The sequence below is a fragment of the Pseudoalteromonas sp. 2CM28B genome (genome assembly GCF_023161935.1).
In genome coordinates this window covers 108,825-133,311 of sequence record NZ_JALNTH010000018.1, presented here as the reverse complement: position 1 = coordinate 133,311, position 24,487 = coordinate 108,825, and the positions used below count along the sequence as shown (strand labels likewise).

The 24,487-nt window shown below is 41.0% G+C and carries 21 protein-coding genes; 14 read left to right on the top strand and 7 right to left on the bottom strand.

Annotation, left to right across the window (positions count from 1 at the left end; translation table 11 throughout):
* The first annotated feature begins 426 nt into the window (after window positions 1–426).
* From tig to ppiD, 6 genes are all read left to right on the top strand, one after another.
* Window positions 427–1,731: a trigger factor gene (gene tig / locus MTN96_RS21310; RefSeq protein WP_036981899.1), complete on the top strand. Its 1,305-nt coding sequence runs from the start codon at window positions 427–429 to the stop codon at window positions 1,729–1,731.
* 159 nt (window positions 1,732–1,890) lie between these two features.
* Window positions 1,891–2,508: an ATP-dependent Clp endopeptidase proteolytic subunit ClpP gene (gene clpP / locus MTN96_RS21305; RefSeq protein WP_013465450.1), complete on the top strand. Its 618-nt coding sequence runs from the start codon at window positions 1,891–1,893 to the stop codon at window positions 2,506–2,508.
* Between the two features lie 131 nt (window positions 2,509–2,639).
* Entirely contained in the window at window positions 2,640–3,923 is a 1,284-nt protein-coding gene (gene clpX, locus MTN96_RS21300) for an ATP-dependent protease ATP-binding subunit ClpX (protein WP_069438641.1), read from the top strand.
* A gap of 149 nt (window positions 3,924–4,072) precedes the next feature.
* Window positions 4,073–6,433, top strand: coding sequence for an endopeptidase La (gene lon / locus MTN96_RS21295; RefSeq protein ID WP_036981902.1), 2,361 nt, complete (start codon window positions 4,073–4,075; stop codon window positions 6,431–6,433).
* Between the two features lie 126 nt (window positions 6,434–6,559).
* Window positions 6,560–6,916: an HU family DNA-binding protein gene (locus MTN96_RS21290; RefSeq protein ID WP_255314649.1), complete on the top strand. Its 357-nt coding sequence runs from the start codon at window positions 6,560–6,562 to the stop codon at window positions 6,914–6,916.
* A gap of 173 nt (window positions 6,917–7,089) precedes the next feature.
* Window positions 7,090–8,991 (top strand): peptidylprolyl isomerase, encoded by a 1,902-nt coding sequence (ppiD, locus tag MTN96_RS21285; RefSeq protein WP_069438640.1) that lies wholly within the window; start codon window positions 7,090–7,092, stop codon window positions 8,989–8,991.
* 50 nt (window positions 8,992–9,041) lie between these two features.
* On the opposite strand, the gene MTN96_RS21280 is transcribed toward ppiD, so the two are convergent.
* Genes MTN96_RS21280 through pspF form a run of 6 tightly spaced genes read right to left on the bottom strand, consistent with a single transcriptional unit; the run spans window position 9,042 to window position 15,393 of the window.
* A complete protein-coding gene (locus MTN96_RS21280; RefSeq protein ID WP_036981905.1) occupies window positions 9,042–9,803 on the bottom strand; it encodes an ATP-binding cassette domain-containing protein in 762 nt (253 codons plus the stop codon).
* Window positions 9,803–10,795 (bottom strand): oligopeptide/dipeptide ABC transporter ATP-binding protein, encoded by a 993-nt coding sequence (locus MTN96_RS21275; RefSeq protein ID WP_036981906.1) that lies wholly within the window; start codon window positions 10,793–10,795, stop codon window positions 9,803–9,805. Before MTN96_RS21275 ends, MTN96_RS21280 begins: the two co-directional genes overlap by 1 nt.
* Window positions 10,796–11,689, bottom strand: coding sequence for an ABC transporter permease subunit (locus MTN96_RS21270; protein ID WP_069438639.1), 894 nt, complete (start codon window positions 11,687–11,689; stop codon window positions 10,796–10,798).
* On the bottom strand, window positions 11,676–12,710 hold the full coding sequence (locus MTN96_RS21265) for an ABC transporter permease subunit (protein ID WP_036981909.1): 1,035 nt from the start codon (window positions 12,708–12,710) through the stop codon (window positions 11,676–11,678). Before MTN96_RS21265 ends, MTN96_RS21270 begins: the two co-directional genes overlap by 14 nt.
* Window positions 12,710–14,317 carry an ABC transporter substrate-binding protein gene (locus MTN96_RS21260; RefSeq protein ID WP_248532699.1) on the bottom strand — a complete coding sequence of 536 codons (1,608 nt, stop codon included), beginning with the start codon at window positions 14,315–14,317 and terminating at the stop codon, window positions 12,710–12,712. The genes MTN96_RS21265 and MTN96_RS21260 overlap by 1 nt, the downstream gene beginning before the upstream one ends.
* Window positions 14,318–14,331: 14 nt before the next feature.
* Window positions 14,332–15,393, bottom strand: coding sequence for a phage shock protein operon transcriptional activator (pspF, locus tag MTN96_RS21255; RefSeq protein ID WP_248532698.1), 1,062 nt, complete (start codon window positions 15,391–15,393; stop codon window positions 14,332–14,334).
* Window positions 15,394–15,579: 186 nt separating this feature from the next.
* Here pspF and pspA point away from each other — a divergent pair, with 186 nt between their 5' ends.
* From pspA to MTN96_RS21215, 8 genes are all read left to right on the top strand, one after another.
* Entirely contained in the window at window positions 15,580–16,239 is a 660-nt protein-coding gene (pspA, locus tag MTN96_RS21250) for a phage shock protein PspA (protein WP_016899278.1), read from the top strand.
* A gap of 66 nt (window positions 16,240–16,305) precedes the next feature.
* On the top strand, window positions 16,306–16,539 hold the full coding sequence (gene pspB, locus MTN96_RS21245; protein WP_008111014.1) for an envelope stress response membrane protein PspB: 234 nt from the start codon (window positions 16,306–16,308) through the stop codon (window positions 16,537–16,539).
* Window positions 16,536–16,934 (top strand): envelope stress response membrane protein PspC, encoded by a 399-nt coding sequence (gene pspC / locus MTN96_RS21240; RefSeq protein ID WP_013465440.1) that lies wholly within the window; start codon window positions 16,536–16,538, stop codon window positions 16,932–16,934. The genes pspB and pspC overlap by 4 nt, the downstream gene beginning before the upstream one ends.
* Before the next feature lie 63 nt (window positions 16,935–16,997).
* Window positions 16,998–18,416: a YcjX family protein gene (locus MTN96_RS21235; protein WP_248532697.1), complete on the top strand. Its 1,419-nt coding sequence runs from the start codon at window positions 16,998–17,000 to the stop codon at window positions 18,414–18,416.
* Entirely contained in the window at window positions 18,413–19,441 is a 1,029-nt protein-coding gene (locus MTN96_RS21230; RefSeq protein ID WP_248532696.1) for a TIGR01620 family protein, read from the top strand. Before MTN96_RS21235 ends, MTN96_RS21230 begins: the two co-directional genes overlap by 4 nt.
* A gap of 135 nt (window positions 19,442–19,576) precedes the next feature.
* A complete protein-coding gene (gene megL / locus MTN96_RS21225; RefSeq protein ID WP_036981919.1) occupies window positions 19,577–20,758 on the top strand; it encodes a methionine gamma-lyase in 1,182 nt (393 codons plus the stop codon).
* A 238-nt stretch (window positions 20,759–20,996) separates the two neighbouring features.
* Entirely contained in the window at window positions 20,997–21,794 is a 798-nt protein-coding gene (phhA, locus tag MTN96_RS21220; protein WP_036981920.1) for a phenylalanine 4-monooxygenase, read from the top strand.
* Between the two features lie 38 nt (window positions 21,795–21,832).
* Complete coding sequence (locus MTN96_RS21215) at window positions 21,833–22,177, top strand: 4a-hydroxytetrahydrobiopterin dehydratase (RefSeq protein WP_013465435.1); 345 nt, start codon at window positions 21,833–21,835, stop codon at window positions 22,175–22,177.
* An 85-nt stretch (window positions 22,178–22,262) separates the two neighbouring features.
* On the opposite strand, the gene MTN96_RS21210 is transcribed toward MTN96_RS21215, so the two are convergent.
* Window positions 22,263–24,293 (bottom strand): BCCT family transporter, encoded by a 2,031-nt coding sequence (locus tag MTN96_RS21210; protein ID WP_248532695.1) that lies wholly within the window; start codon window positions 24,291–24,293, stop codon window positions 22,263–22,265.
* Window positions 24,294–24,487 lie beyond the last annotated feature (194 nt).

Here is a 24,487-nt window from a genome sequence, read left to right as displayed (position 1 = left end):
GATTAGCGCAGTTTGGTAGCGCACTTGGTTTGGGTCCAAGGGGTCGCAGGTTCAAATCCTGCATCGCCGACCATTTTCCCCTAAGTAAAACACATCTAAATTCTACTTTTATTACGCAACCCCCTTAATTTTTTCTTTACTAATCGTATTTTCACTTAATTAGTCTGTTTTTTATTCGCTTAGTCGTTATCTACCCTGATCTACCCCAAATAATTGCCCCCTACACTCGACTATCATAAATATTAGGTTATAATGCCGCGTCTATTTGTTTAATAATATAGTGCCCGAAGGGCAGAGCAGCAATGGTATCTCCTGGTAGCGACGGATTTTTTTAAGCCCAAAGCTTGAATTTTATCAAGACGCCTATAGATTACTTTGTTTGTAAGGAAGGCGAACAGTCGCCAAAATTGAATATTGAGGTAAATCATGCAAGTTTCTGTTGAGACGACTCAAGGCCTTGAGCGCCGTCTGACCATCACCGTTCCTGCAGAGAACGTTGAGACCGAAGTAAAAAAACGCTTACAACAACTGTCAAAAACGCAGCGTATCGACGGTTTCCGTGCTGGTAAAGTTCCAGTATCAGTAATCAACAAGCGTTTCGGACCAGCTGTTCGTCAAGAAGTTGCTGGCGAAGTAATGCAACGTAATTACATTGAAGCAATTGTTGCTGAAAAAATTAACCCTGCAGGCGCACCGACATTTGCTCCTAAAGCGCTTGAAGCAGGTAAAGATTTAGAGTTTTCAGCAACATTTGAAGTTTACCCTGAAATTGAAGTTCAAGGTTTAGAGAAAATTGCTGTTGAAAAACCAGCGGTAGAAGTTACGGACGAAGATTTAGCAAACATGCTAGAAACACTTCGTAAGCAACACGCTTCTTGGGCTGATGTTGATGCAGCGGCTGGCGCAAACGACCGTGTAACGGTTGATTTCGTTGGTACTATCGACGGCGAAGAATTTGAAGGCGGCAAAGCTGAAGACTTCCCATTAGAACTTGGGCAAGGTCGTATGATCCCAGGTTTTGAAGATAACATCGTTGGTAAAAAAGCAGGCGAAGAAGTGGTTGCTGATGTAACTTTCCCTGAAGATTACCATGCTGAAAACTTAAAAGGTAAAGCGGCTCAATTCACTATCACAGTGAAAAAAGTGGAAGCGCAAGAATTACCTGAATTAAGCGATGAGTTTGCAACTAAATTCGGTGTTACCGAAGGCGGCGTAGACGCGCTTAAAGAAGAAGTTAAAAAGAACATGACGCGTGAGCTAGACCAAGCGGTTAAAGCTAACGTAAAAGACCAAGCAATCAAAGGTCTTTTAGAGCAAAACGAAGTTGAAGTGCCTAAAGCATTAATCGACCAAGAAGTTGACGCTCTACGTGAGCAAGCTGCTCAACGTTTTGGTGGCAATGGTCAAAACATGCCAGAGCTTCCAGCTGAATTGTTCCACGAACAAGCTGTAACACGTGTTAAAACTGGCCTATTATTAGGTGAAGTGATTAAAGCGAATGACATCAAAGTTGATGACGCTAAAGTTGAAGCATTGATTGCTACTGTAGCTTCTGCATACGAAGATCCAACTGAAGTAGTAGAATACTACAAAGCAAATGATCAACTAATGCAACAAATGCGTAATGTAGCAATGGAAGAGCAAGCTGTTGAAGCTATTTTAGCTAAAGCAACTGTGACTGATGTTGAAAAAGCATTTGATGACATCATGAATCCACAGCAAGGTGCATAATAAGTCATTGACTTAAGCGCTCGCTAACGATTAAATGGCTCGTGTTACTCTGTTTATGCAGTGTGCCCGGGCCATTTTAGTTTGTGGTTCTTAATTAGCTAAAAATGATCATTATGCTTTTCTTAGAATAAGTATAAGCGCATAAGGAATTAAATAAGTATGAACACTGGTATGACAGATCCCCTAAACGCATTAGTCCCTATGGTTGTTGAGCAAACAGCTAAAGGCGAGCGCTCGTTTGATATTTATTCGAGACTATTAAAAGAGCGTATTATCTTTTTAACGGGCCAAGTTGAAGACAACATGGCAAACCTGATTTTAGCGCAAATGCTATTTTTAGAATCAGAGAACCCAGAGAAAGATATTTTCTTATATATCAATTCACCGGGTGGCTCTGTCACTGCGGGAATGGCTATTTACGATACAATGAACTTCATTAAACCAGACGTAAGCACAATCTGTGTAGGCCAAGCGGCTAGCATGGGCGCATTTTTATTGTCTGGTGGCGCGAAGGGTAAACGTTTTTGTTTACCAAATTCACGCGTGATGATTCACCAACCGTTAGGTGGATTCCAAGGTCAAGCGTCTGACTTTGAAATACACGCAAAAGAAATCCTGTCTATTAAAGACAAGTTAAATCGCTTAATGGCTGAGCATACTGGCCAACCGCTTGACGTTGTTTCACGCGATACAGACCGTGACAATTTTATGAGTGCAAGCCAGGCTGTAGATTACGGTATTGTTGACTCAGTATTTACTAATCGCGGTAGCAAGTAAGTATGCCTGCAAGCAGTGATGCTTGCTAATGAGAGTTACTATGCGAAAAACACTAAATTTTGGTATAGTTAAAGCGTATTAAAATAGCCACCAAGACTTTGGTGGCCAACGTAATAAAATGAGGTAGCTGAATGTCTGACACTCCTACAGACGGCGACAAAAGTAATAAATTGTTATACTGCTCTTTTTGCGGCAAAAGCCAGCATGAAGTTCGAAAATTAATTGCAGGACCTTCAGTATACGTTTGTGATGAATGTGTAGAGCTGTGTAATGATATTATCAGGGAAGAAATTAAAGACATCGCGCCTAAGCATGATGCCGTTGACAAATTACCTGTGCCAAAAGAAATTCGTAACCACTTAGACGACTACGTAATTGGCCAAGAGCATGCGAAAAAAGTGTTGTCTGTAGCGGTTTACAATCACTACAAGCGTTTACGCAACCAATCAACTAAACAAGACGTTGAACTAGGTAAAAGTAATATTTTATTAATTGGTCCAACTGGGAGTGGTAAAACACTACTAGCTGAAACGTTAGCACGTTTGCTAGATGTGCCGTTTACAATGGCCGATGCCACAACGTTAACCGAAGCCGGTTATGTGGGTGAAGATGTTGAAAACATCATTCAAAAGCTTTTACAAAAATGTGACTACGACGTAGAAAAAGCACAACGTGGTATTGTTTACATTGATGAAATTGACAAAATTTCACGTAAATCAGATAACCCATCAATCACCCGTGATGTATCAGGTGAAGGTGTACAACAAGCCTTACTTAAACTGATTGAAGGTACAGTGGCTTCTGTTCCGCCACAAGGTGGACGTAAACATCCACAGCAAGAGTTCCTGCAAGTAGACACTTCTAAAATTCTGTTTATTTGTGGTGGTGCATTTGCTGGTCTTGATAAAGTTATTGAACAGCGTAGCCACAAAAACACCGGTATTGGTTTTGGTGTTGACGTTAAAGAGTCGGCAGCGAGCCGCTCTTTAAGTGAAACATTTAAAGATGTTGAGCCAGAAGATTTAGTAAAATATGGTTTAATTCCAGAGTTTATTGGCCGTTTACCTGTTGTTGCTACATTGACTGAACTTGATGAAGCTGCACTGGTACAAATTTTAAGTGAGCCTAAAAACGCTATTACTAAGCAATTTTCAGTATTGTTTGGGATGGAAGACGTTGAGCTTGAGTTTCGTGATGATGCACTACGTGCTATTGCTCATAAAGCAATGGAACGTAAAACCGGTGCACGTGGCCTGCGTTCAATCGTAGAAGGTGTATTGCTTGATACTATGTATGAGCTGCCTTCAATTGATAACGTTAGCAAAGTGGTTGTTGATGAAACCGTTATTAAAGGCGAGTCTGATCCTATCTTAATTTATGATAGCAGTAATCAAGAACACGCTGCGGCAGATTAAATTCTGAGCGAATTATAAAAAAAGGGAGCCAATGGCTCCTTTTTTTATAATTAATTTAATCGAGTTAACAAAAATTGTTGAACTTTAATTAGGTTATCCCCATATACTTGAGTAATCTTTAAATAAATGAAGTGCAAAGAGAAAATACAATGACGCTTGAGAGAAACGATCGAGTCGAAATCCCTGTGCTAGCACTGCGCGATGTGGTGGTGTATCCACACATGGTGATCCCGCTTTTTGTAGGCCGTGAAAAATCAATAAAATGCCTTGAAGCGGCAATGGATAAAGACAAACAAATTTTCTTAGTTGCACAAAAAGATGCAACTGTAGACGAGCCTGAGAAAGACGATATTTATCGTGTAGGGACAATTGCGACTGTACTTCAATTATTAAAGCTACCCGATGGTACAGTAAAAGTATTAGTTGAAGGCACACAACGTGCGAATATCGAAGAGTTTGTTGATAACGAAGACTTTTTCGTTGCCAATGCACAGTTTATTGAATCTGATTCAGTAAACGAGCAAGAACAAGATATTTTTATTCGCAGTGCATTAAGCCAGTTTGAAGGCTATGTAAAATTAAATAAAAAAATTCCACCTGAAGTGATGACCTCGGTCTCTGGTATTGATGAGCCAGCGCGTCTTGCTGATACCATGGCTGCACATATGCCATTAAAAGTGCCTGAAAAGCAAAAAGTACTTGAAATATCAAGCGTTACAGAGCGTTTGGAGTACTTAATGGCGCTAATGGAAGGTGAAATAGATTTATTGCAAGTTGAGAAAAAAATTCGTACCCGCGTTAAAAAGCAGATGGAAAAATCGCAACGTGAGTATTACCTCAATGAGCAAATGAAAGCGATTCAAAAAGAGCTTGGCGAAATTGATGATGTACCAGATGAATTCGAAGCGCTAAAAAAACGCATCGAAGAGTCAGGTATGCCCAGCGAAGCAAAAGAAAAAGCCACCGCAGAGTTTAACAAACTTAAAATGATGTCGCCGATGTCGGCAGAGGCCAGTGTTGTTCGCTCATACATAGATACGTTAATCAACGTACCGTGGAAAAAACGCTCTAAAGTGAAAAAAGATTTAGCCGGTGCGCAAAAAATACTAGATAGCGATCACTACGGGCTTGATAAAGTCAAAGAACGCATTATTGAGTACCTCGCGGTACAGCAGCGTACCAATAAACTTAAAGGGCCAATTTTGTGTTTAGTAGGGCCGCCGGGGGTGGGTAAAACCTCACTTGGGCAATCTATTGCGCGTTCAACGGGTCGTAAGTACATTCGTATGGCACTGGGTGGCGTGCGTGATGAAGCCGAAATACGTGGTCACCGTCGTACTTACATTGGCTCTATGCCTGGTAAGTTGATTCAAAACATGACTAAAGTGGGCGTTAAAAACCCGTTATTCTTGTTAGATGAAATTGATAAAATGTCAGCGGATATGCGTGGCGACCCTGCATCAGCATTATTAGAAGTACTGGATCCTGAACAAAACAGTCACTTTGCGGATCATTATTTAGAAGTTGATTACGACTTATCTGATGTGATGTTTGTTGCAACCTCAAATAGCTTTAATATTCCAGGGCCTTTATTAGACCGCATGGAAGTGATTCGATTATCGGGTTACACCGAAGACGAAAAGCTAAATATTGCTAAAGAGCACTTAATTCCTAAGCAAATTAAGCGTAACGGTTTAAAAGCTAAAGAAGTTGAAATTGCCGACAGTGCCATCATTGGTATTATCCGCTATTACACCCGTGAAGCGGGCGTGCGTAATTTAGAGCGTGAAGTATCTAAGCTATGTCGTAAAGCAGTTAAAAATATCTTAATCGAGAAAGACACTAAAACAGTGACGATCGATGCAGATAACCTTGAAGAGTACTTAGGTGTGCAACGCTTTGATTATGGTAAAGCAGAAGACGGCGACCGTATTGGCCAAGTTACTGGCCTAGCATGGACAGAAGTAGGCGGTGACTTACTCACGATTGAATGTGCTGCAGTACCAGGTAAAGGTAAGCTGACCTATACAGGCTCGTTAGGCGATGTGATGCAAGAGTCGATTCAAGCGGCGATGACCGTTGTTCGTAATCGTGCTGATGAGCTGCGTATTAATAGCGACTTTTATGAAAAACGCGATATTCACGTACACGTACCTGAGGGCGCAACACCTAAAGATGGCCCAAGTGCCGGTATTGCAATGGTAACGTGTTTGGTTTCAAGCTTAACCGGTAATGCGGTGCGCTCTGATGTAGCCATGACAGGTGAAATTACCTTACGTGGTGAAGTATTGCCTATTGGTGGTTTAAAAGAGAAATTATTAGCGGCTCACCGTGGTGGGATTAAAACGGTCATCATTCCAAAAATTAACGAACGTGACTTAAAAGAGATACCTGACAATGTATTGGCGGGTCTTGATATTCACCCAGTTACATGGATTGATGAGGTATTAAAGCTTGCTTTAGTGCATCCAGTTGATAGTTTTTCAGTCGAAACTCCGAAAAAGCAGTAAAAAAGCCAAAAAAAGTGCTTTTAGGGGCTTTTCAAATCTAAACGGTATGATAAGTTAAGCACTGGTTTTCAAGCCTAGCCCTTGCAGGGCCTAGGCTTAAGAAAAATATAATCATATGAGCTTTAAATAAATGCTCAAAAATTTCAAAACAGTGATGTTAGTTTAAAAAAACAATCGCTCTTGATAACAACAATGAAAGAGGATGATATTGTGAATAAATCTCAATTAATCGATCAAATCGCAGCTGATGCTGACATTTCTAAAGCGGCTGCAGGTCGTGCACTAGATTCATTCATCGAATCTGTATCTGGCGCGCTAAAAGATGGCGACTCAGTTGCACTTGTTGGTTTTGGTACTTTCTCTGTACGTGAGCGTGCTGCTCGTGCAGGTCGTAACCCACAAACTGGTGAAACGATTCAAATTGCTGCAGCTAACATCCCAGCTTTCAAAGCCGGTAAAGCGCTTAAAGACGCAGTAAACTAATCATTGTGTAAACAATTTAGTTATGGCGAGTAAAGAGACGCTTAATTATTGCAATCGATAAATTAAGTTACTTCACCGCCAGTTACTTCAAGTGAAAAAGCGTATCTGGTAAGATACGCTTTTTTTACATATGACAAGGTAGAAAAGACCTTGGTCAGAAAAGAGATAAACAAATGCTTGAGAAAATCAGAGAAGGTTCGCAAGGGCCGGTAGCCAAAGTCATTTTAGGCGCGGTGATTTTATCTTTTGCCTTAGCTGGGATCGGTAGTTACTTAGGTCAAACCACAGAACAACCCGTTGCTGAAGTAAATGGAATTAAAATTAGCCAAACAGAATTTAGCCGTGCGTTTCAAAATGAACGTAGCCGCTTAGAACAACAATTTGGTGAATATTTTACCCAAATAGCAGCCGATCCAACTTATATGGCTCAAATACGTCAAGGCGTGATTGACCGTTTAGTACAACAAGAATTACAAAGCCAGTTAGCGACTGAGCTGGGTCTGCGTGTGAGTGATGAAAGTATTCGTCAAACAATTTTAGAGCTTCCTTATTTTAAAATTGGCGATCAATTTAATAACGACCGTTACTTACAAGTGATTCGTCAAATGAACTTCCAACCTGATTCATTTCGAGAGTACCTTCGTGATGATATGACACGTAGCCAGTTAGTGTCAGCGGTTGCAGGAACTGACTTTGCATTGCAAAACGAGCTTAAATCAGCCATTGCACTGCAACAACAAACTCGCAGCATTGATTATTTAGTCATCGATAAACAAGCAATGCAGGCTGATGTTGACGTTACTGATCAAGAAGTGGCTGATTATTACGAATTAAATGCAGGGCAATTTTTATCGCCAGAGCTTATTTCAGTTAATTACATTGAGTTAGATGCAGATGATATCGATGTTGCATCGGTAAGCGAAGACGACGTAAAAGCATATTATGAGCAGAGTAAAGCGCAATATGTTGAGCCTGAAAAACGTCGTGTATCACATATTTTAATTGATAACAGTGAAGATGACGATGCGGCAAAAGCCAAAGCTGAATCTTTATTAGCCCAGCTTAATGCGGGTGCTGATTTTGCACAATTAGCTGAATCGTCGTCAGATGACATTGTTAGCGCCGAAATGGGTGGTGACTTAGAGTGGATTGAACGTGATGTCATGGAGCCTGCATTTGAGGATGCTGCTTTTGCACTGCAAAACAAAGGTGATTACTCTGATGTAGTAGCCTCTGAATTTGGCTATCACATCATTAAACTTACAGACATTCAATCGCAGCAAGTTAAACCTTATGATGCCGTTAAAGCCGATTTACGCGCTGAACTTGAGCAAGCTGAAAAAGTGGATGCGTTTTACGAGAAGCAAACAGAAATGGGTGCATTAGCCTTTGAAATTTCTGACCGCTTAGACGATGCTGCTGAAGTAGCAGGTGTTGAAGTACAATCTACACCGCTATTAGCACTGAGTGCGCTTCCTGAGCCGCTTAATAATCCTGCGGTTATAACCGCATTATCATCAGTTGAATTACTAGAAGATAAAGTAAACTCAGAAGTAATCGAACTTGGTAATGAGCACGTGATTGTGGTTCGTGTTAACGAGCATCAACCAGCTGCAACTAAAGCATTGAGCGAAGTAAGCGAGCAAATTAAAACACGCTTAGTAAACGAAAAAGCGTCGGATCTTGCTAAAGAAAAAGCACGTACCTTATTTGCACAAATCAAAGACGGTAAGAGCTTAAATGACGTTGCTGCTGAGCAGTCACTAAGCGTTCGTCATGAGTCGCAACTTACTCGTGAAAGCTTTGCTGTTTCGCCTGCTATTGTTACCCAAGTATTTAAAATGGCGCACCCACATGATGGCGCAGTTTATGATGTAGTTAACTTAAACAATGGTGATGCTGCTATTGTTGCGCTTAATGCGGTAAATGATGCACCAGTGAGTGACAGCATTGAGCCACAAATGAAGCAAAATATCACCATGGCCCAAGCACAGAAAAACTATACGGTATTCATTGAGTCGCTTAAGCAACAAGCGGAACTAAAAGTACCAAAAGCAGCGCAACCTGCTGAATAAATCATAGCTAAACTATAAAAGGCGCCAATTGGCGCCTTTTTTGTTTTTCATTAACAACTTAACAGGCGCTGGGTGACCTTTGACTGCGGGTTTTGAAAAATAGTTTCTGTGGCACCGTATTCAACAATCTCACCCTTATTGAGTACCACTAGCTGGTCGCTAATATGGCGCACTAAACTTAAATGATGGGTGATCAAAATATAGGTTAAGCCAGTTTCAAGCTGTAGTTTAAGTAATAAGTTTACTATTTGCGCTCTTACAGAAGGGTCAAGCGATGAAAGTGCCTCATCGAGCACAACAACCTTAGGATCTAATATAAGCGCACGAGCGAGCGCTACACGCTGTAATTGCCCTACACTAAACATATGCGGATAGTATTGCTGATGATCGACCAGTAGACCCACTTTAAGCAGCGTACTAGCAATTTTTTCACTACGTTGAGTTCTATCAAAATCAGTATTGAATTTTAAGCAATCATCGAGCATTTCAGCAATGGTCACTGCTGGGTTTAATGAGGTGGCGGAGTCTTGAAAAATCATTCGGATATAACGACACTGGGCATCACGATTACCATTGTTTTCTATGGTGTTATTCTCTAGTAATATCTGCCCGCTATCGGCACTGTATGCACCCACTAATAATTTAGCCAGGGTGCTTTTTCCTGAACCGGTTTCACCAATAATGGCAATTGTTTCACCTTTACCAATACAAAATGAGATGTTTTTTAGTACATCAAATTTTTTACGGCTAAATAAACCTGCACGTATGTTAAAGGTTTTTGATAAGGCTTGAACTTTTAACAAGGGTTGCATTATTTTATTTCCTTGATCAATGGAAAGTGACACGCGTAACTATGGCCGTGGTGTTTAGAGAGTTTAGGGGCAACCACACACTCTTTTTGTGCTTGCGGGCAACGCGGTCCTAAACGACAACCAATCGGTAAATGTTGTAGTGTAGGTATGGTACCTTTTAGTGCATAAAAAGGTTCTTTATGTGCTAAGCCGTGCTCATAATCAGGTAAGCTTTTTAATAAAGCCTGCGTATAAGGGTGACGCGGTTGGCTAAAAATAAGGTGCGTTGGACCGGCTTCAACCATTTGTCCGCAATACAAAACATGAATACCATGTGACCAATTTACTATTTCTTCTAGCTCATGGGAAATCATCAAAATAGACATATTCTTTAGCTGATTCAAACTTTTTAATAATCGAAATACCTGCGCACGAGTGGTACTCTCTAGTGCGGTTGTGGGCTCATCAGCAATGAGCAACTTAGGTGTACGCGCAATGGCCATGGCTATCATGACTTTTTGACACACACCTTCAGAGAGTTCATGAGGGTAGCTATCAAGCACGGCTTCATGATTTTTAATACCTACTTTATGTATTAAGGCTTTAACACGGTCTTTACGCTCTCGGTTGCGTTTTAAGAAAAACCCTTTGGCGGCTACTTCAGGCAGTGTTTCAGCGATTTGGTTAAATATTTTTGCAGTAGGGTCAAGGCAGCGACTTGGATCTTGATAAATCATTGCAATGTCTTGGCTGACGGTTTTACGGCGCTGCTCAGGTGTGAGGCGCATTAAATCAACACCGCGCCAATGCATTCTATCGGCGGTTATAACCCAGCGTTCGTTAAGTACGCCTACAATGGCTTTTGCAATTAAGCTTTTTCCTGATCCGGATTCTCCCACTAAGGCGTGTACTTCACCTTCTTTTAAACTAAAACTTACTCGGTCAACAGCGCGAATAGCAGTTTCAGACGTTTGCAGCTCTATGGTTAAATTTCGAATATCTAGTAAATGCATTTAATCGGCCTTACGCGCTTGTAAAACTTTGCGAAGTCCATCGCCCACCAAGTTTGTTGAAAGAACGGCTAAAAATAGCAGTACACCCGGAAGTGCCACTGTCCATGGCGCTAAGTAAATAAGCCCTAAGTTTTCAGCCAAAATAGCACCCCATTCAGTGGTGGGCGGCTGTGCGCCAAGCTTTAAAAACCCTAGCGCAGCAATATCTAAAATAGCTGTGGAGAGGGCCATAGTAAAAATAACCACAATATACTCATACACATTAGGAAAAATCCCGCGCGATAAAATATGCCACTTAGAGGCGCCATCTAAGCGGTAGGCGGTAACATAATCTTTGCCAAGTTCGTCAACTATTAGGTTTCTAATTGAATGAATAAACTGGGGTAATAAGGCCAAAATAATTGCCCATACGGTATTCATTAATCCAGGACCGAGTATAGCAATAATAATGATGGCCAGTAACAATGAGGGAATTGATAGCGTTACATCCAGTAAGTGGTTCAAAAAACTAGAACGTATGCCTTTGTTGATCCCTGCAAAGGTACCTAGCAACACACCAATAACAGTGGTGATCAGTGCAGCCACAACCGATAACCCGAACGTATATGTGGCGCCATTCATTAAACGGGACAGCACATCTCGGCCTAAATCATCGGTGCCAAGTATAAACCGCACATCGCCCATTTCATTCCACGAGGGAGGCAGTAATAGTGCATCACTGTGCTGTTGATTTACCCCATAAGGCGCAAGAAAAGGTGCGGTAGCCGCTAACAGGCTAAAGGCAATAAACACCCATAAACCAACCAGTGCAGGGTGGTTATTTTTAAACTTTCGCCAGAGTCTCGCTAATGGCGATTTATTTGAATCTTCTGAAAATAAGTTAAACTTTGCCATGCGCTTGATTCCGAGACAGAGGATCGAGTAGGGTGTAGGTCAGTTCGGCCATAATTGTCGCAATAATAATGAAAAAAGAAACGGCCATTAACCCCCCTTGTATAGCAGGGTAGTCACGTTGATAAATACTGTCTATTAACCAACGGCCAATCCCCGGCCATGAAAAAATAACCTCGGTGATCATAGCAAGGGTGATCAAGGTGCTAAATTGTAAACCAATTTGCTTTATGACTGGCAGTAATGCATTTCTCAGGGCGTGATGAATAATAAGCTGCCCACGAGTAAGGCCTTTGGCGCGAGCTGTTTTGATAAAGTTTTGATCCATCACTTTTAACATCGATTCGCGAGTAAAGCGCACTAATACAGTAGTTGGATACATAGCCAGTACAATGGTAGGTAACGTTAGGTGATGCAGTGCATCAAGCATTGCCATGCCATTGTAGGGAAAATCAGCAAGTAAAATATCCAGTAAGATAAACCCCGTACTGGCAGGTATTTCATACAATAAGCTCACTCGCCCCGACATGGGAAACCAGCCAAGTTTGAGCGAAAAAACCATAATTAGTAATAACGCGAGCCAAAAAATAGGCATAGAATAGCCAACCATAGCTGTTGAGCTAATTAATTTATCAGGCCATTGTTTATGATAAGCCGATGCTAAAATTCCGACAGGCACACCCACTACCACCGAAATAAATAACGCATAGATACTTAGCTCTAACGTTGCAGGAATTAAATCAACCACGTGAGCAAAAACACTGCTCCCCGAGGCAAACGACACGCCCCAATCGCCTTGTACTATTCGCCCGACAAAGGCAATGTACTGCATAAAGTAGTTACTGTTAAACAGGTACTTTTCTTCTAGCTGTACATTTTGAGTAAAGTTAGTGTCTGGTATGCCGCTTAAGTTACTCAGTGGATCGCCAGGGAATAAGTAGCTCAGCGAAAAAGTAAAAATACTCAGTAATAACACCATGAAAAATAACAATCCGAGGCGGCGTAAAATATAATCGAATAACATTACTTCTTCCTCGCGTTAGCCAATGAAATAGCGCCAAATGGCCCGAGTGTGATCCCCTCAACATCAGCACTACTTGCCTGAAAACGCATGCCATGGGCAATTGGCAGTAAAGGCAATTGTTTGATGATCATGCTTTGTGCTGCGTCGTAATATTGTTTACGTAAATTTAAATCGGTCGTATCGAGAGCTTTAGTTAACAGTAAATCAAATTCAGGATTACACCAGTTCGCTGGGTTTTTGCCACTGAAGGTCGCGGTGCAGCTAAGTAACGGGCTAAAAAAGTTATCAGGATCAGGCGTATCTGCTGCCCAACCTAATAATACACTGTCGTGACGGTGCTCGCCTATGCGTTGAATAAAGGTGTTCCACTCATACTCGACAATATTAACGTTAACGCCAATTTTGCGTAAATCGCTTTGCATCAGCTCTGCCATTTTTCGTGCATTGGGGTTATAAATACGGCTGACAGGCATAGCCCAAATGCTCATATCAAACCCTTTTGGAAAACCTGCTTCAGTTAATAATTTTTTTGCCAGTTGTGGGTCGAAAATTGGCATGTTCTTTTGTGGTTCAAACGCCCACGACGTGGGTGGTAATATTGACCGCGCACGAAGTCCATTACCATAGTAAACTGCCTGCATTATTTTTTCTATATCAATGGCATGCACTAAGGCTTGGCGTACTTTTAAGTTATCAAACGGAGGGCGTTCGGTATTAAATGCCCAATAACCTATGTTTAAGTTGGTTTCCTTTTCAACGTTAATATCATCTCGCTGAGCTAAAATACTTAACTGTGCACTGCTAGGATGCGCAGTTACGTCACACTCTTTGGTAAGAATTTTAGCAATACGCGTAGTGCCATTAGGGGTAATGTCGTACACCAACTGCTCAAGTGCCACCTCGTGTTTCCAATAGTCAGCGTTTTTATAAAAGCGTACTAAATGGTCTCGTCGGTATTCTTTGTAAATATAAGGACCGGTGCCAACTGGATATTGATCAAATAGGTTTTCTTGGTTGTTGGCTTTGAGCGCCATGGCATATTCTTTAGAGAGCACCACGGCGAAATCGGTCGCCATATTCGCTAAAAAACTGCTTTCTGCGTTAAATAATTCAAACCGAACTTGGTGATCAGAGACCCTGACAATTTTACGAATAAGTTGGTCAATACCCACACTTTGAAAGTAGGGGTAATTCGCATCACCGACAAAGTGATAGGGGTTGTATACATCAAATAAACGACTGAAAGTGAAAATGACGTCATCAGCGTTAAATTCGCGTGTTGGAGTAAAATACGCGGTGGTATGAAATTTAACCCCTTTGCGCAGAGTAAATGTGACAGACTTACCGTCTTTGCTAATTTTCCAGTCGCTGGCTAGTTCGCTTTTAAATTCGGCGGTCACAGGGTCAATACTAATTAACCGGTCGTACAACTGGTTAGCAATAATATCGATGGTTGATCCTGTGGTTGTGACTTGTGGATTGAACGACACAGGATTTGCCTCAGCGCAATAAACAAGGCCTTGGTTTTTTTCTTCTAAGATTTCTTCTTTACTATCAATGCAACCTACTAAACTCAATGATAATAAAGCAAGTAATAATTTACGCACCCGCACAACCTCTACTATTCCAGCAAATTGTATTTTTTCAAATAACCACGTAATTGATGATACGTTAAACCAAGTACTTCTGCAGTCTTCTTTTGATTAAATTGGCTATGTTCTAATGCTTTTTTTATTAATGTGATCTCAAATTCATTAGAGAGTATTTTTAAGTCACAAGGAAACTCAGGTTCTGCGTTACCTAAACTCGGTGTTACAGGCGCTTCTGTAGGCTGGGTGTTAACAACTTCATTTTGCACAGCAACAGGGGCTTGTGTATGTTTAATACGTGCTTTAGGTCTAAAGCGGCTTTCGAATGGGTCTAAAATAATTTTATGCACAGGGATGTGTTCATTGCCGTGGCGATAAAGGCTTCGCTCCACCACATTTTTAAGCTCACGCACATTACCCGGCCACTCATAACTAAGTAAACTTTCTTGTGCATTGCGAGTAAAACCACTAAATAGCTCCCACTCTAAGTCGCGTGCCATATTCATTGCAAATTGCTCAGCCAATAACATAATATCGTCTTGGCGTTCGCGCAGTGGCGGTAGAGTGATTACATCAAATGCGAGCCTATCGAGTAAATCGCTTCTAAATTCACCTTGCTGCGCTAAATGCGGTAAGTCTTCATTGGTCGCACAGACTAAGCGCGTATCTACTTTAACCGTTTGTTTGCCGCCAACACGCTCAAACTCACCATACTCTATTACCCTTAATAGCTTTTCTTGCACTAGGGCAGAAGTATTTGCCAACTCATCTAAAAATAAGGTGCCGCTATTAGCCCGCTCAAATCGGCCTTCATGACGTTTACTTGCGCCGGTAAATGCACCACTTTCATGGCCAAATAATTCACTTTCGAGTAGATTTTCGTTTAATGCCGCACAGTTGAGTTTGACGTAACTTTGATCCCAGCGCTTGGATAAAAAGTGTAAACGTGCTGCAATAAGCTCTTTACCGGTACCGCGTTCACCAATAATAAGTACGGGTTTATCTAGGTTTGCTAGCTGCGATACCTGATCAAGAACCGATAAAAAGCTGTCTGATTGGCCGAGCAAATTATCCTGTTGGCGATATTGACTCATATTTCCTAACTCTTAGTCATTTTTACTAACAGTTAGTGTATTTCATTATGATTGACAACAAAAGTAATTTGTAATTTGCATTTAACCATTTGAAATTTATTACTATTTTAAAATTAAAAAAGTTGGCAAGCATATTGATACTAATAAAAGCAGACACATTTAGATTAAATAATAGAGGTATATGTTATGGGAATTTTTTCACGTTTTGCAGACATTGTTAATTCTAATATCAATGCCATTTTAGATAAAGCAGAAGACCCTGAAAAAATGGTTCGTCTTATTATCCAAGAGATGGAAGATACACTGGTAGAGGTCCGCTCTACATCAGCAAAAACACTCGCTGAGAAAAAAGAATTAGTACGTCGCGTAGATACACTAAAAGCCCAAGTAAACGATTGGCAAGACAAAGCCGAATTGGCACTGAGCAAAGATCGTGACGATCTAGCACGCTCAGCATTACTTGAAAAGCAAAAATCAGCCGACGCAGTTGCTGCGGTAGAAAGTGAACTTGACCATGTAGAGTCTCATATAGAGAAGCTACAACAAGAGGTAACTACGCTACAAGAAAAGCTAGCAGATGCTAAGGCACGTCAAAAAGCGATTATTTTACGTCAACGCTCGGCTGAGTCGCGCCTTGAAGTTAAAAAAGCGCTTGATAGTTCTAAAGTAGAGGATGCACTTAATCGCTTTGAACGTTACGAAACCAAAATTGATGGGCTAGAATCTCAAATAGAGTCTTATGATTTAGGTAAACAAACGTTAGCTGATGAAATTGCAGACTTACAAAAGAATGAAAAGATTGATGACGAGTTAGCTGAACTTAAAAAGAAACTCGCAAATAAATAAAACGATAATATCAGGGGCCACGTGCCCCTGACATCAACATAGAATATGGATTGTCAGGAGAGGATTATGTTTGATCCAGAGATACTAGTTGCCCCCTTTATCTTATTTATGATTTTTGTTGCGCCACTGTGGTTAATTTTACACTACCGTAGCAAAAAGCAAGTAAGCCAAGGGTTGAGTGAGCATGAGCATCGCCAATTATTGGAGCTTGCACAAAAAGCTGAAAAAATGGCTGATAGAGTAGAAACATTAGAAGCGTTGCTTGATCAAGAGTCACCTCAGTGGAGACAAAAAGTATGAACACTAAACGCGAATTATTTAGAGACCCACAACGCGGCAAAATAGCTGGCGTATGTGCCGGTTTAAGTGACTACTTTAATATGGAGTTATGGTTAGTTCGCATTATATTTGTTAGTGCGGTACTACTAACCGGTGGCCCATTATTTGTGGTAGCGTACATTGCAGCATGGTTTATTTTAGATAAAAAACCTGCTGCAACACATAAAACGCATTCAACTTATAGCGATGACCCACTGGAAGTTAAGTTTAAAGTATGGCAAAAGGGCGAGCCACCTCGTCGTGCATTACAAGACTTAAAAGAGCGTTTAACGCGTGTTGATGTTCGCTTACAAGAGATGGAACGTTACGTTACCTCAAGCGAATTTACGGTCAGTCGTGAAATTAATAAACTTTAAAGGATTGATAGGCACCTTGTTTGTAACGTGAACAATTACGGCAGATAGGGTGCAAAACACTTTATGAGCCAATCATTTGCAAAAAAGACCTTTAAAACCTTTAAAGGCAAAGCACAAAAAGCCCTGCACCGTAGTTTAGACCAACATGTTAAGCTTGCCGTAACTGGGTTGAGCGGCAGTGGTAAGACCGCGTTTATCAGTGCGTTAGTTAAGCACTTAACCTCTCAGGCGAATGACAACAACTTACCTTTTTTTGATGTGATGCGCGAGCATCGTCATATTGCCACTAAAATTGTGCCGCAAGAGGCATTAAACGTGCCCACCTTTGACTTTAACCGTGCAATAAATACTTTACTGCCAATGGAAGGTGACCCTGCTTGGCCGGCGTCTACAGAGCGAATAAATACCCTGCGCTTAGCGATTAAATACCAAAGTAATGCGGGTCTGCGAGGTCATTTTTCACCGCAATCAACGTTATACCTTGATATTATTGACTATCCAGGTGAATGGCTGCTCGATTTACCTATGCTTGAACAAAGCTATACTGCGTGGTGTGAACAGCAATACCCATTATTAAATCAGTCTCCTCGCAGCGCTACCTCAGGCGATTTTTTACACGCCGTAGAGCAACTTGATTTACATGCCCCTGTGGATGAAAGTGAGCTTGCTAACATTGCACAACTTTATCAACGCATGCTGGTAGGGCTAAAAAAAGACACTAAACTTGCGATGCTACAACCAGGGCGAATGTTAATGCCAGGCGACTTGCAAGGTGCGCCGTTATTGTTATTTTTTCCAATTAATCCTGAAAAAATGAAAGACGATGTGGTGGCAGGTTCTAATTTAGCGCATTTAATTAAACGTTTTAACGCTTACGTGAAAGAAGTCGTTAAGCCATTTTATAATGAGCATTTTCGTCATTTTGACCGCCAAATTGTGTTGGTTGATGTACTCAGTGCATTAAATGAAGGCCATGAAACGTTGCATGAGCAAAGCCGTGTTATTAATCAATTGTTGGCCCATTTTAGTTATGGGGAGTCTGGCTTTTTTAAACGTTTATTCAAACCGAATATTGATAAAATATTGTTTGCTGCTAATAAGTCAGATCACATCAGCGCTAAGCATTATAAAGCGTTAGCCTTGTTACTAGACTCGCTGGTTAAAGAGCAAAGTAATCATTTAAAGTTTGATGGTGTACAAATTGAAACTATGGCTATGTCATCAATTACCGCAACCCAGCCTCGCCAAGTGGTTGATAAAGGTCAAACTCTTGATTGCGTTTACGGTAAACCTTTAAATGAGGATGAGTGGCTGACTTATTTACCACCAGAGCCGCCAAGTAGAATGCTTAATAAAAGTGAGTGGCCAGCGCAAGGGTTTGAATTTTTGTCATTTTCGCCGATGCCAAGCCCCGACAAACAACTTAAACATATTCGATTAGATCATGTGATGCAGTACCTGCTAGGAGATAAATTAACATGAGTGAGTCAACGCAACAGTTTCAAGCAGGGCGTCGTATTAGTGCACCAGGTATTGAGCAAAACGAGCCTGCGTTAACATCCGCTAAAATTATTGAACACGGACAAAGTGATTACACCTCTGAGGTTGAGGATGATGCGCTTGAGCCTGAAGTTGATTTAGATCCGGTGTATAAAAAGTCAAAATGGCAAACGCTAAAAGGCTTGTTTGCGCTCAGCTTTATTATTTTAGTACTGCTAGAGTTTGGGTTTTCTATTGTGCTTGCTTATCAGCAATCGCTTATTTTGGGCAGTATTTATTTAACCGCTGTGGTAAGCGGTGTGTTATTAATAACAAGATTGTTATGGCGAGAATATCTGATGTTGCGCAGTTTAAAGCGTAATCAGCTGCATCGCCATGAAGCCGATAGGCTATTAAACAGTGAGCAAGTGGGTGGTGCACTCCCTTGGCTTGAAAAATTGAACAAGCACCAGCAGTTAGACAATTTTGAAAACTTTAAAAACCAAGTTGCTACGCACCATAGTGATAAAGAAATAATGACACTTTACGCTAATAGCCTACTGGTAAGGCAAGACACCCAAGCTAAAAAGCTTATAAACCGCTTTGCAACAGAGTCAGCCTTATTAGTCGCATTAAGCCCTCTTGCGCTGGTGGATATGATGGCGGTGCTTTGGCGCGGTACAAAATTAATCGAGCAAATAGGTAAAATTTATGGCATTGGTTTTGGTTACGCCAGTCGCATTAAGCTCTACCGAATGCTGTTAAAGCAAGTCATGTTTGTAGGCAGTGCAGAGCTTGTATCTGATTTAGCGGCCACAGCACTTAGTGCTGAGCTATTAGGCAAACTTTCAGGGCGAGCCGCGCAAGGCGTCAGTGCGGGTATATTTACAGCTCGTATAGGCTATAAAGCCATGGAATTAAGCCGACCATTACCGCGTCTTGAAAATAAACGCAGCTTGTTAAAAGGCACTGTTCAAGGGATCGTGAGTAAAATTATGAGTCGCACTAAGAGAGCCGAGAGTAAATAGTTGGCAATATTTGTGTACAGCTTTTTGAGTGAAGTTTGCACAAATAGCCATCTGAGCATCCGGCATGCTTGTGATTTAAAGTGCGGTGCGTTTTATTTATGTAATTGACACACATAATAAAAACGAGAGCACACAATGAGCAAGCATCATCCACACACCCAATGTATTCATGGCCCACAAAAAGCCAATGATCCACATGGCGCATTAACCTCGCCATTATACCAAACATCGACATTTCATTTTGAAAATGCTGCGCAGGGTGCTGCACGGTTTGCTGGCGATGAGCCAGGTTATATTTATACGCGTTTGGGTAACCCTACCACCACTGAACTTGAACAAAAAGTGGCGCAATTAGAGGGCTGTGAGGCTGCAGCGGCAACGGCTACAGGTATGGGGGCGGTATCAGCTTCGGTACTGAGCTTTTTATCACAAGGCGATCACTTAGTAGCATCGAGTGCGCTTTATGGTTGCACCTTTGCTTTTTTTGCGCATATGTTGCCGCGTTGGGGCATTGAAGTCACCTTTGTGGATATGACCAATGAAGATGAGTTACGTGCTGCAATAAAGCCAAACTCAAAAATGATATTTGCAGAAACCCCGATAAACCCAACGATGGCTGTTATTGATTTAGCACTTATTGGTGATATAGCAAAACAGCATAATTTAATAAGTGTGGTCGACAATACCTTCTTAACGCCGCTGCTACAGTCACCTAAACAATACGGCATCGATATTATTATGCACAGTGCTACCAAGTATTTAAATGGTCACGGCGACGTAGTCGCAGGTATTGTGTGTGGATCCCTTGAGCACATTACACATATTAAAATGACGGTGTTAAAAGATATTGGCGCGACGATTAGCCCACACGATGCATGGTTAATTAACCGAGGCTTAAAAACATTAGCTATACGGGTAGAGCGTCATTGTCAGAGTGCGCAAACGATTGCTGAATATTTAGAGGCTCACCCTCAAGTGAGTAAAGTGTACTATCCTGGACTGAAGTCGCACCCAGGTCATCGGTTTATTGGTAAGCAAATGAAAGCTGCTGGCGGTGTTATTGCTTTTGAAATTAAAGGGAGTTTAACCGACGGTGAGCAGTTTATTGATAGCATGAAGCTATGTACTTTAGCGGTTAGCTTAGGCGATGCCGAAACACTTATTCAACACCCTGCATCGATGACCCATTCGCCTTACACGCCCGAAGAAAGATTAGCAGCCGGAATTAGTGATGGTTTAATTCGCTTATCTGTTGGGCTTGAAGATGTTAACGATATTATTAACGATCTCAACCAAGCATTTACTAAAATATCGTAAGGTGTAGCTTATTGTTTACAGGGTTTTCGATCTTTAAGTGCTGTTAAATATAGGGTGTGTTTTTATCTTTGCTTTGGTGTAATTATAAATTTACGATCTGTGCGATCTGCGAAAGTATTGATCTGAGTCAAGCTATTAAACTTTTGTTCACTTTTGCATAGTATGGCTACATCGAATAGCCGAGCACGTGGCTATTATTTTGACACCGATTTAGGGTTTAAACCCAAAGAAGGTATTTATGGCTAAAGCAAGTAATTACACCTCCAAAACACCAGATGAAAATGGCGTTATACATTGGAGCGATGAAGAAAATAAAATTTGGTCTGAGCTTGTAGCACGCCAACTTGCGTGCATTGAAGGCAAAGCCTGTGATGAGTACATGGAAGGGTTGAAAAAAATCAACCTGCCTCATGACCGTATCCCACAGCTTAGTGAGCTAAACGAAGTCCTATTAGCAACCACAGGTTGGCAAGTTGCACCTGTGCCTGCACTTATCGATTTTGATGAGTTTTTTAGGTTACTCGCTAACAAGCAATTTCCTGTAGCGACCTTTATTCGTAGCCGTGAAGAATTTGACTATTTACAAGAGCCCGATATTTTTCATGAGATATTTGGTCACTGTGCCATGCTAACCAATCCTGACTTTGCTGAATTTACCCATAAGTATGGGCAACTAGGTTACGCGGCAGAGAAAAAAGATCGCGTTTATTTAGCACGCATGTACTGGTTTACCGTTGAGTTTGGTTTGATGCAAACCGAAAAAGGATTACGTATTTACGGCGGTGGTATTTTATCAAGCCCAGGGGAAACCCAATACGTGTATTCAGATACACCAGAGATAAACTCAATGAATGTATTAGATGTACTGCGTACACCGTACCGTATAGATATTATGCAACCATTGTATTATACGATTAATTCGATTCATGATCTGTTTGAAATATCGCAAATGGATATAATGACTTTAGTTGAGCAAGCTAAGGCGCTTGGTTTACACGAGCCGAAATTTCCCCCAAAAGAAAAATTAGCTAGTTAGTTTTTTAATAAAAGTAACACTAGAATTAAGGATTTAAAATGTCTTCATTAAGTGAACAAAAATGTGAAGCCTGTCATGCAGATGCACCAAAAGTATCTGATGCAGAATTGGCTGAATTAATTAAAAAAATCCCTGATTGGGTGCCGGAAGTACGCGACGGTATTATGCAATTAGAGCGCGTTTATAAGTTTAAAAACTTTAAGCAGGCCATTGCATTTACTAATAAAGTTGGCGATATGGCTGAAGACGAAGGCCATCACCCTGGTCTATTAACCGAATGGGGTAAAGTAACTGTTACTTGGTGGAGCCATTCAATTAAAGGTTTGCATAAAAACGATTTTATTTGTGCTGCTAAAACAGATGACGTATTTAACGCCCTGTAATTAATTATATTTGAGTAAATAAAAAGGCACTTTACAGTGCCTTTTTTATTTTTAATTACCGTTTTACCAATATTGACTGCATCCGTTAAGCTTTATCGGTATTTAACATGTCATCATGTTCGGCCATATCCCAAGGAAGTTCGCCTGGACTATTACCTAGAAAGTGTAAGTAGTTCTCAAACTGATCAAGAATATCTTTCACAATATCATCTTCACTGTAGCCATAAACATCGTATGACAGACCACCACGACGTAAAAACACGTCGGCCTTATAATACATTTCATTATTATCATTATTTGGCCGCAGCTCTGAGTAAGCAAAGCTCGGCATAGGGTGCTCGGTAAGGCGAATATCATAAACAAAATCCACATGCTCATGACGTAGTACAGTTAAATGAGCGCGTCCTAAATCAGTATCAAATTCGACCACGGCATGCCATTGTCGAGATTTCAATTCTGCTTGTACGGCTTTCATTGCCTCAACTACTACACTGCCAATAAAAGTATGTACTTTTTCTTTATTAGGGTAATTAACCATAGCCGCTAAACGGCGTTTCCAATGGGATAGATCGATATTACGACCATTAAGTGAATGTGCTTGTAGACTGGTATCGCGATGGCCTTCAATTTTTAGAGCTCGCCAAAGCCCGGCAGTGGCAATTAACATAATAACAGCAAAGGGTAAGGCACTGGCTATGGTCATGGTTTGCAGTGCACTAAGTCCGCCTGCCACTAATAAGACAGCCGCCACAGCACCTTCTAGTACCGCCCAAAACACGCGTTGCCAAGCCGGCGTATTGATATTTCCACCAGAGGCGAGTGAATCAATGACTAAAGAGCCTGAATCAGATGATGTAACAAAAAAAGTTATGATCAGAATTACGGTGAGCAGTGAAATGAAAAATGACAGTGGTAACACTTCAAATAATTGAAATAACGCCACGGCATGATTTGCTTGTACATCACCAATGAGCGTATCAAAGCCTTCATTCATTATTAAATTCAGTGCTGTATCGCCAAACACTGAGAACCATAAAAAAGTAAAAATAGTAGGAACTAACATTACGCCAACAACAAATTGTCTGATGGTTCTACCGCGGCTAATTTTTGCGATAAACATCCCGACAAACGGCGCCCACGCAATCGTCCAGCCAAATATAAATAAAGTCCAGTTACCAATCCAATCACTGCGACTATAAGCTTGTAAATTAAAAGTACGCTCAACAATACCGCTTAGGTAGCTGCCGGTATTTTGTAAAAATGATTCTAAGATGTGAATAGTTGGGCCAATGAAAAACACAAAAGCCATTAGTGAAACCGCTAAGGTCATATTCACAATTGATAATCTCTTAACCCCTTTATCCATACCGGCAACTACTGAGAGCGTAGCTGCGGCAGTAATAACGGCAATGGTCGTAATTTGCACTGTGGTATTAATAGGGATGTTTGGCCATAAGTAATGTAGGCCTGCATTTATTTGGGTCACCGAAAGCCCTAGTGTAGTAGCAATACCAAATAAAGTACCTAATATGGCAAACACATCCACAGTATGGCCGATTGGGCCATAAATTTTATCGCCAATAAGTGGATACAAGGCAGAGCGAATAGACAGTGGTAAGCCATGGCGAAATGCAAAATAAGCAAGCACTAAACCAACAATTCCATAGATGGCCCAAATATGAAATCCCCAATGGAAAAAGGCAATTTGCATTGCCTGCTTGGCGGCATCAACGGTTTCAGCCGCCCCAGATGGCGGGGATGCGTAATGCAGCACAGGTTCAGCAACACCAAAGTAAAGCAGTGCCACGCCATAACCGGCAGAAAAGAGCATGGCAAACCATTCACCAAAGCTGTATTGTGGCTGTGCATGATCGGGGCCTAATTTTATATTCCCCCAACTAGAAGCCGCGACCGAGGCAATAAATACCAAGAAAATAGCGACAGACAACATATAAAACCAGCCAAAGGTTTCTGTTATCCACGCAAGGGCAACACTAAATGCCTGACCAGCGAGTTCAGGGTTACTACTTGTACCAATTACCAAAAGTAGAATAATAAATACTGCAGGCAAAAATACGGGTAGCAAAATGGTTGAGCGTAAAGCAGTTTTTGTCATATTAATCCTTAATATTAATTGCTAACTTTCAAGTATGCCTAACTACCTTATTATAAATTCACTATGGTTGGCTAATTTTGCAGCTTAAAAACGACACTTTTTTAAATTAAAGTTAATATTTACAGCAGATTGGTTTTAAAAAAGAAAGTAAGTGAAATTTGATATAGGAGTGTTAATGCCGCTGTTTTAGAGGG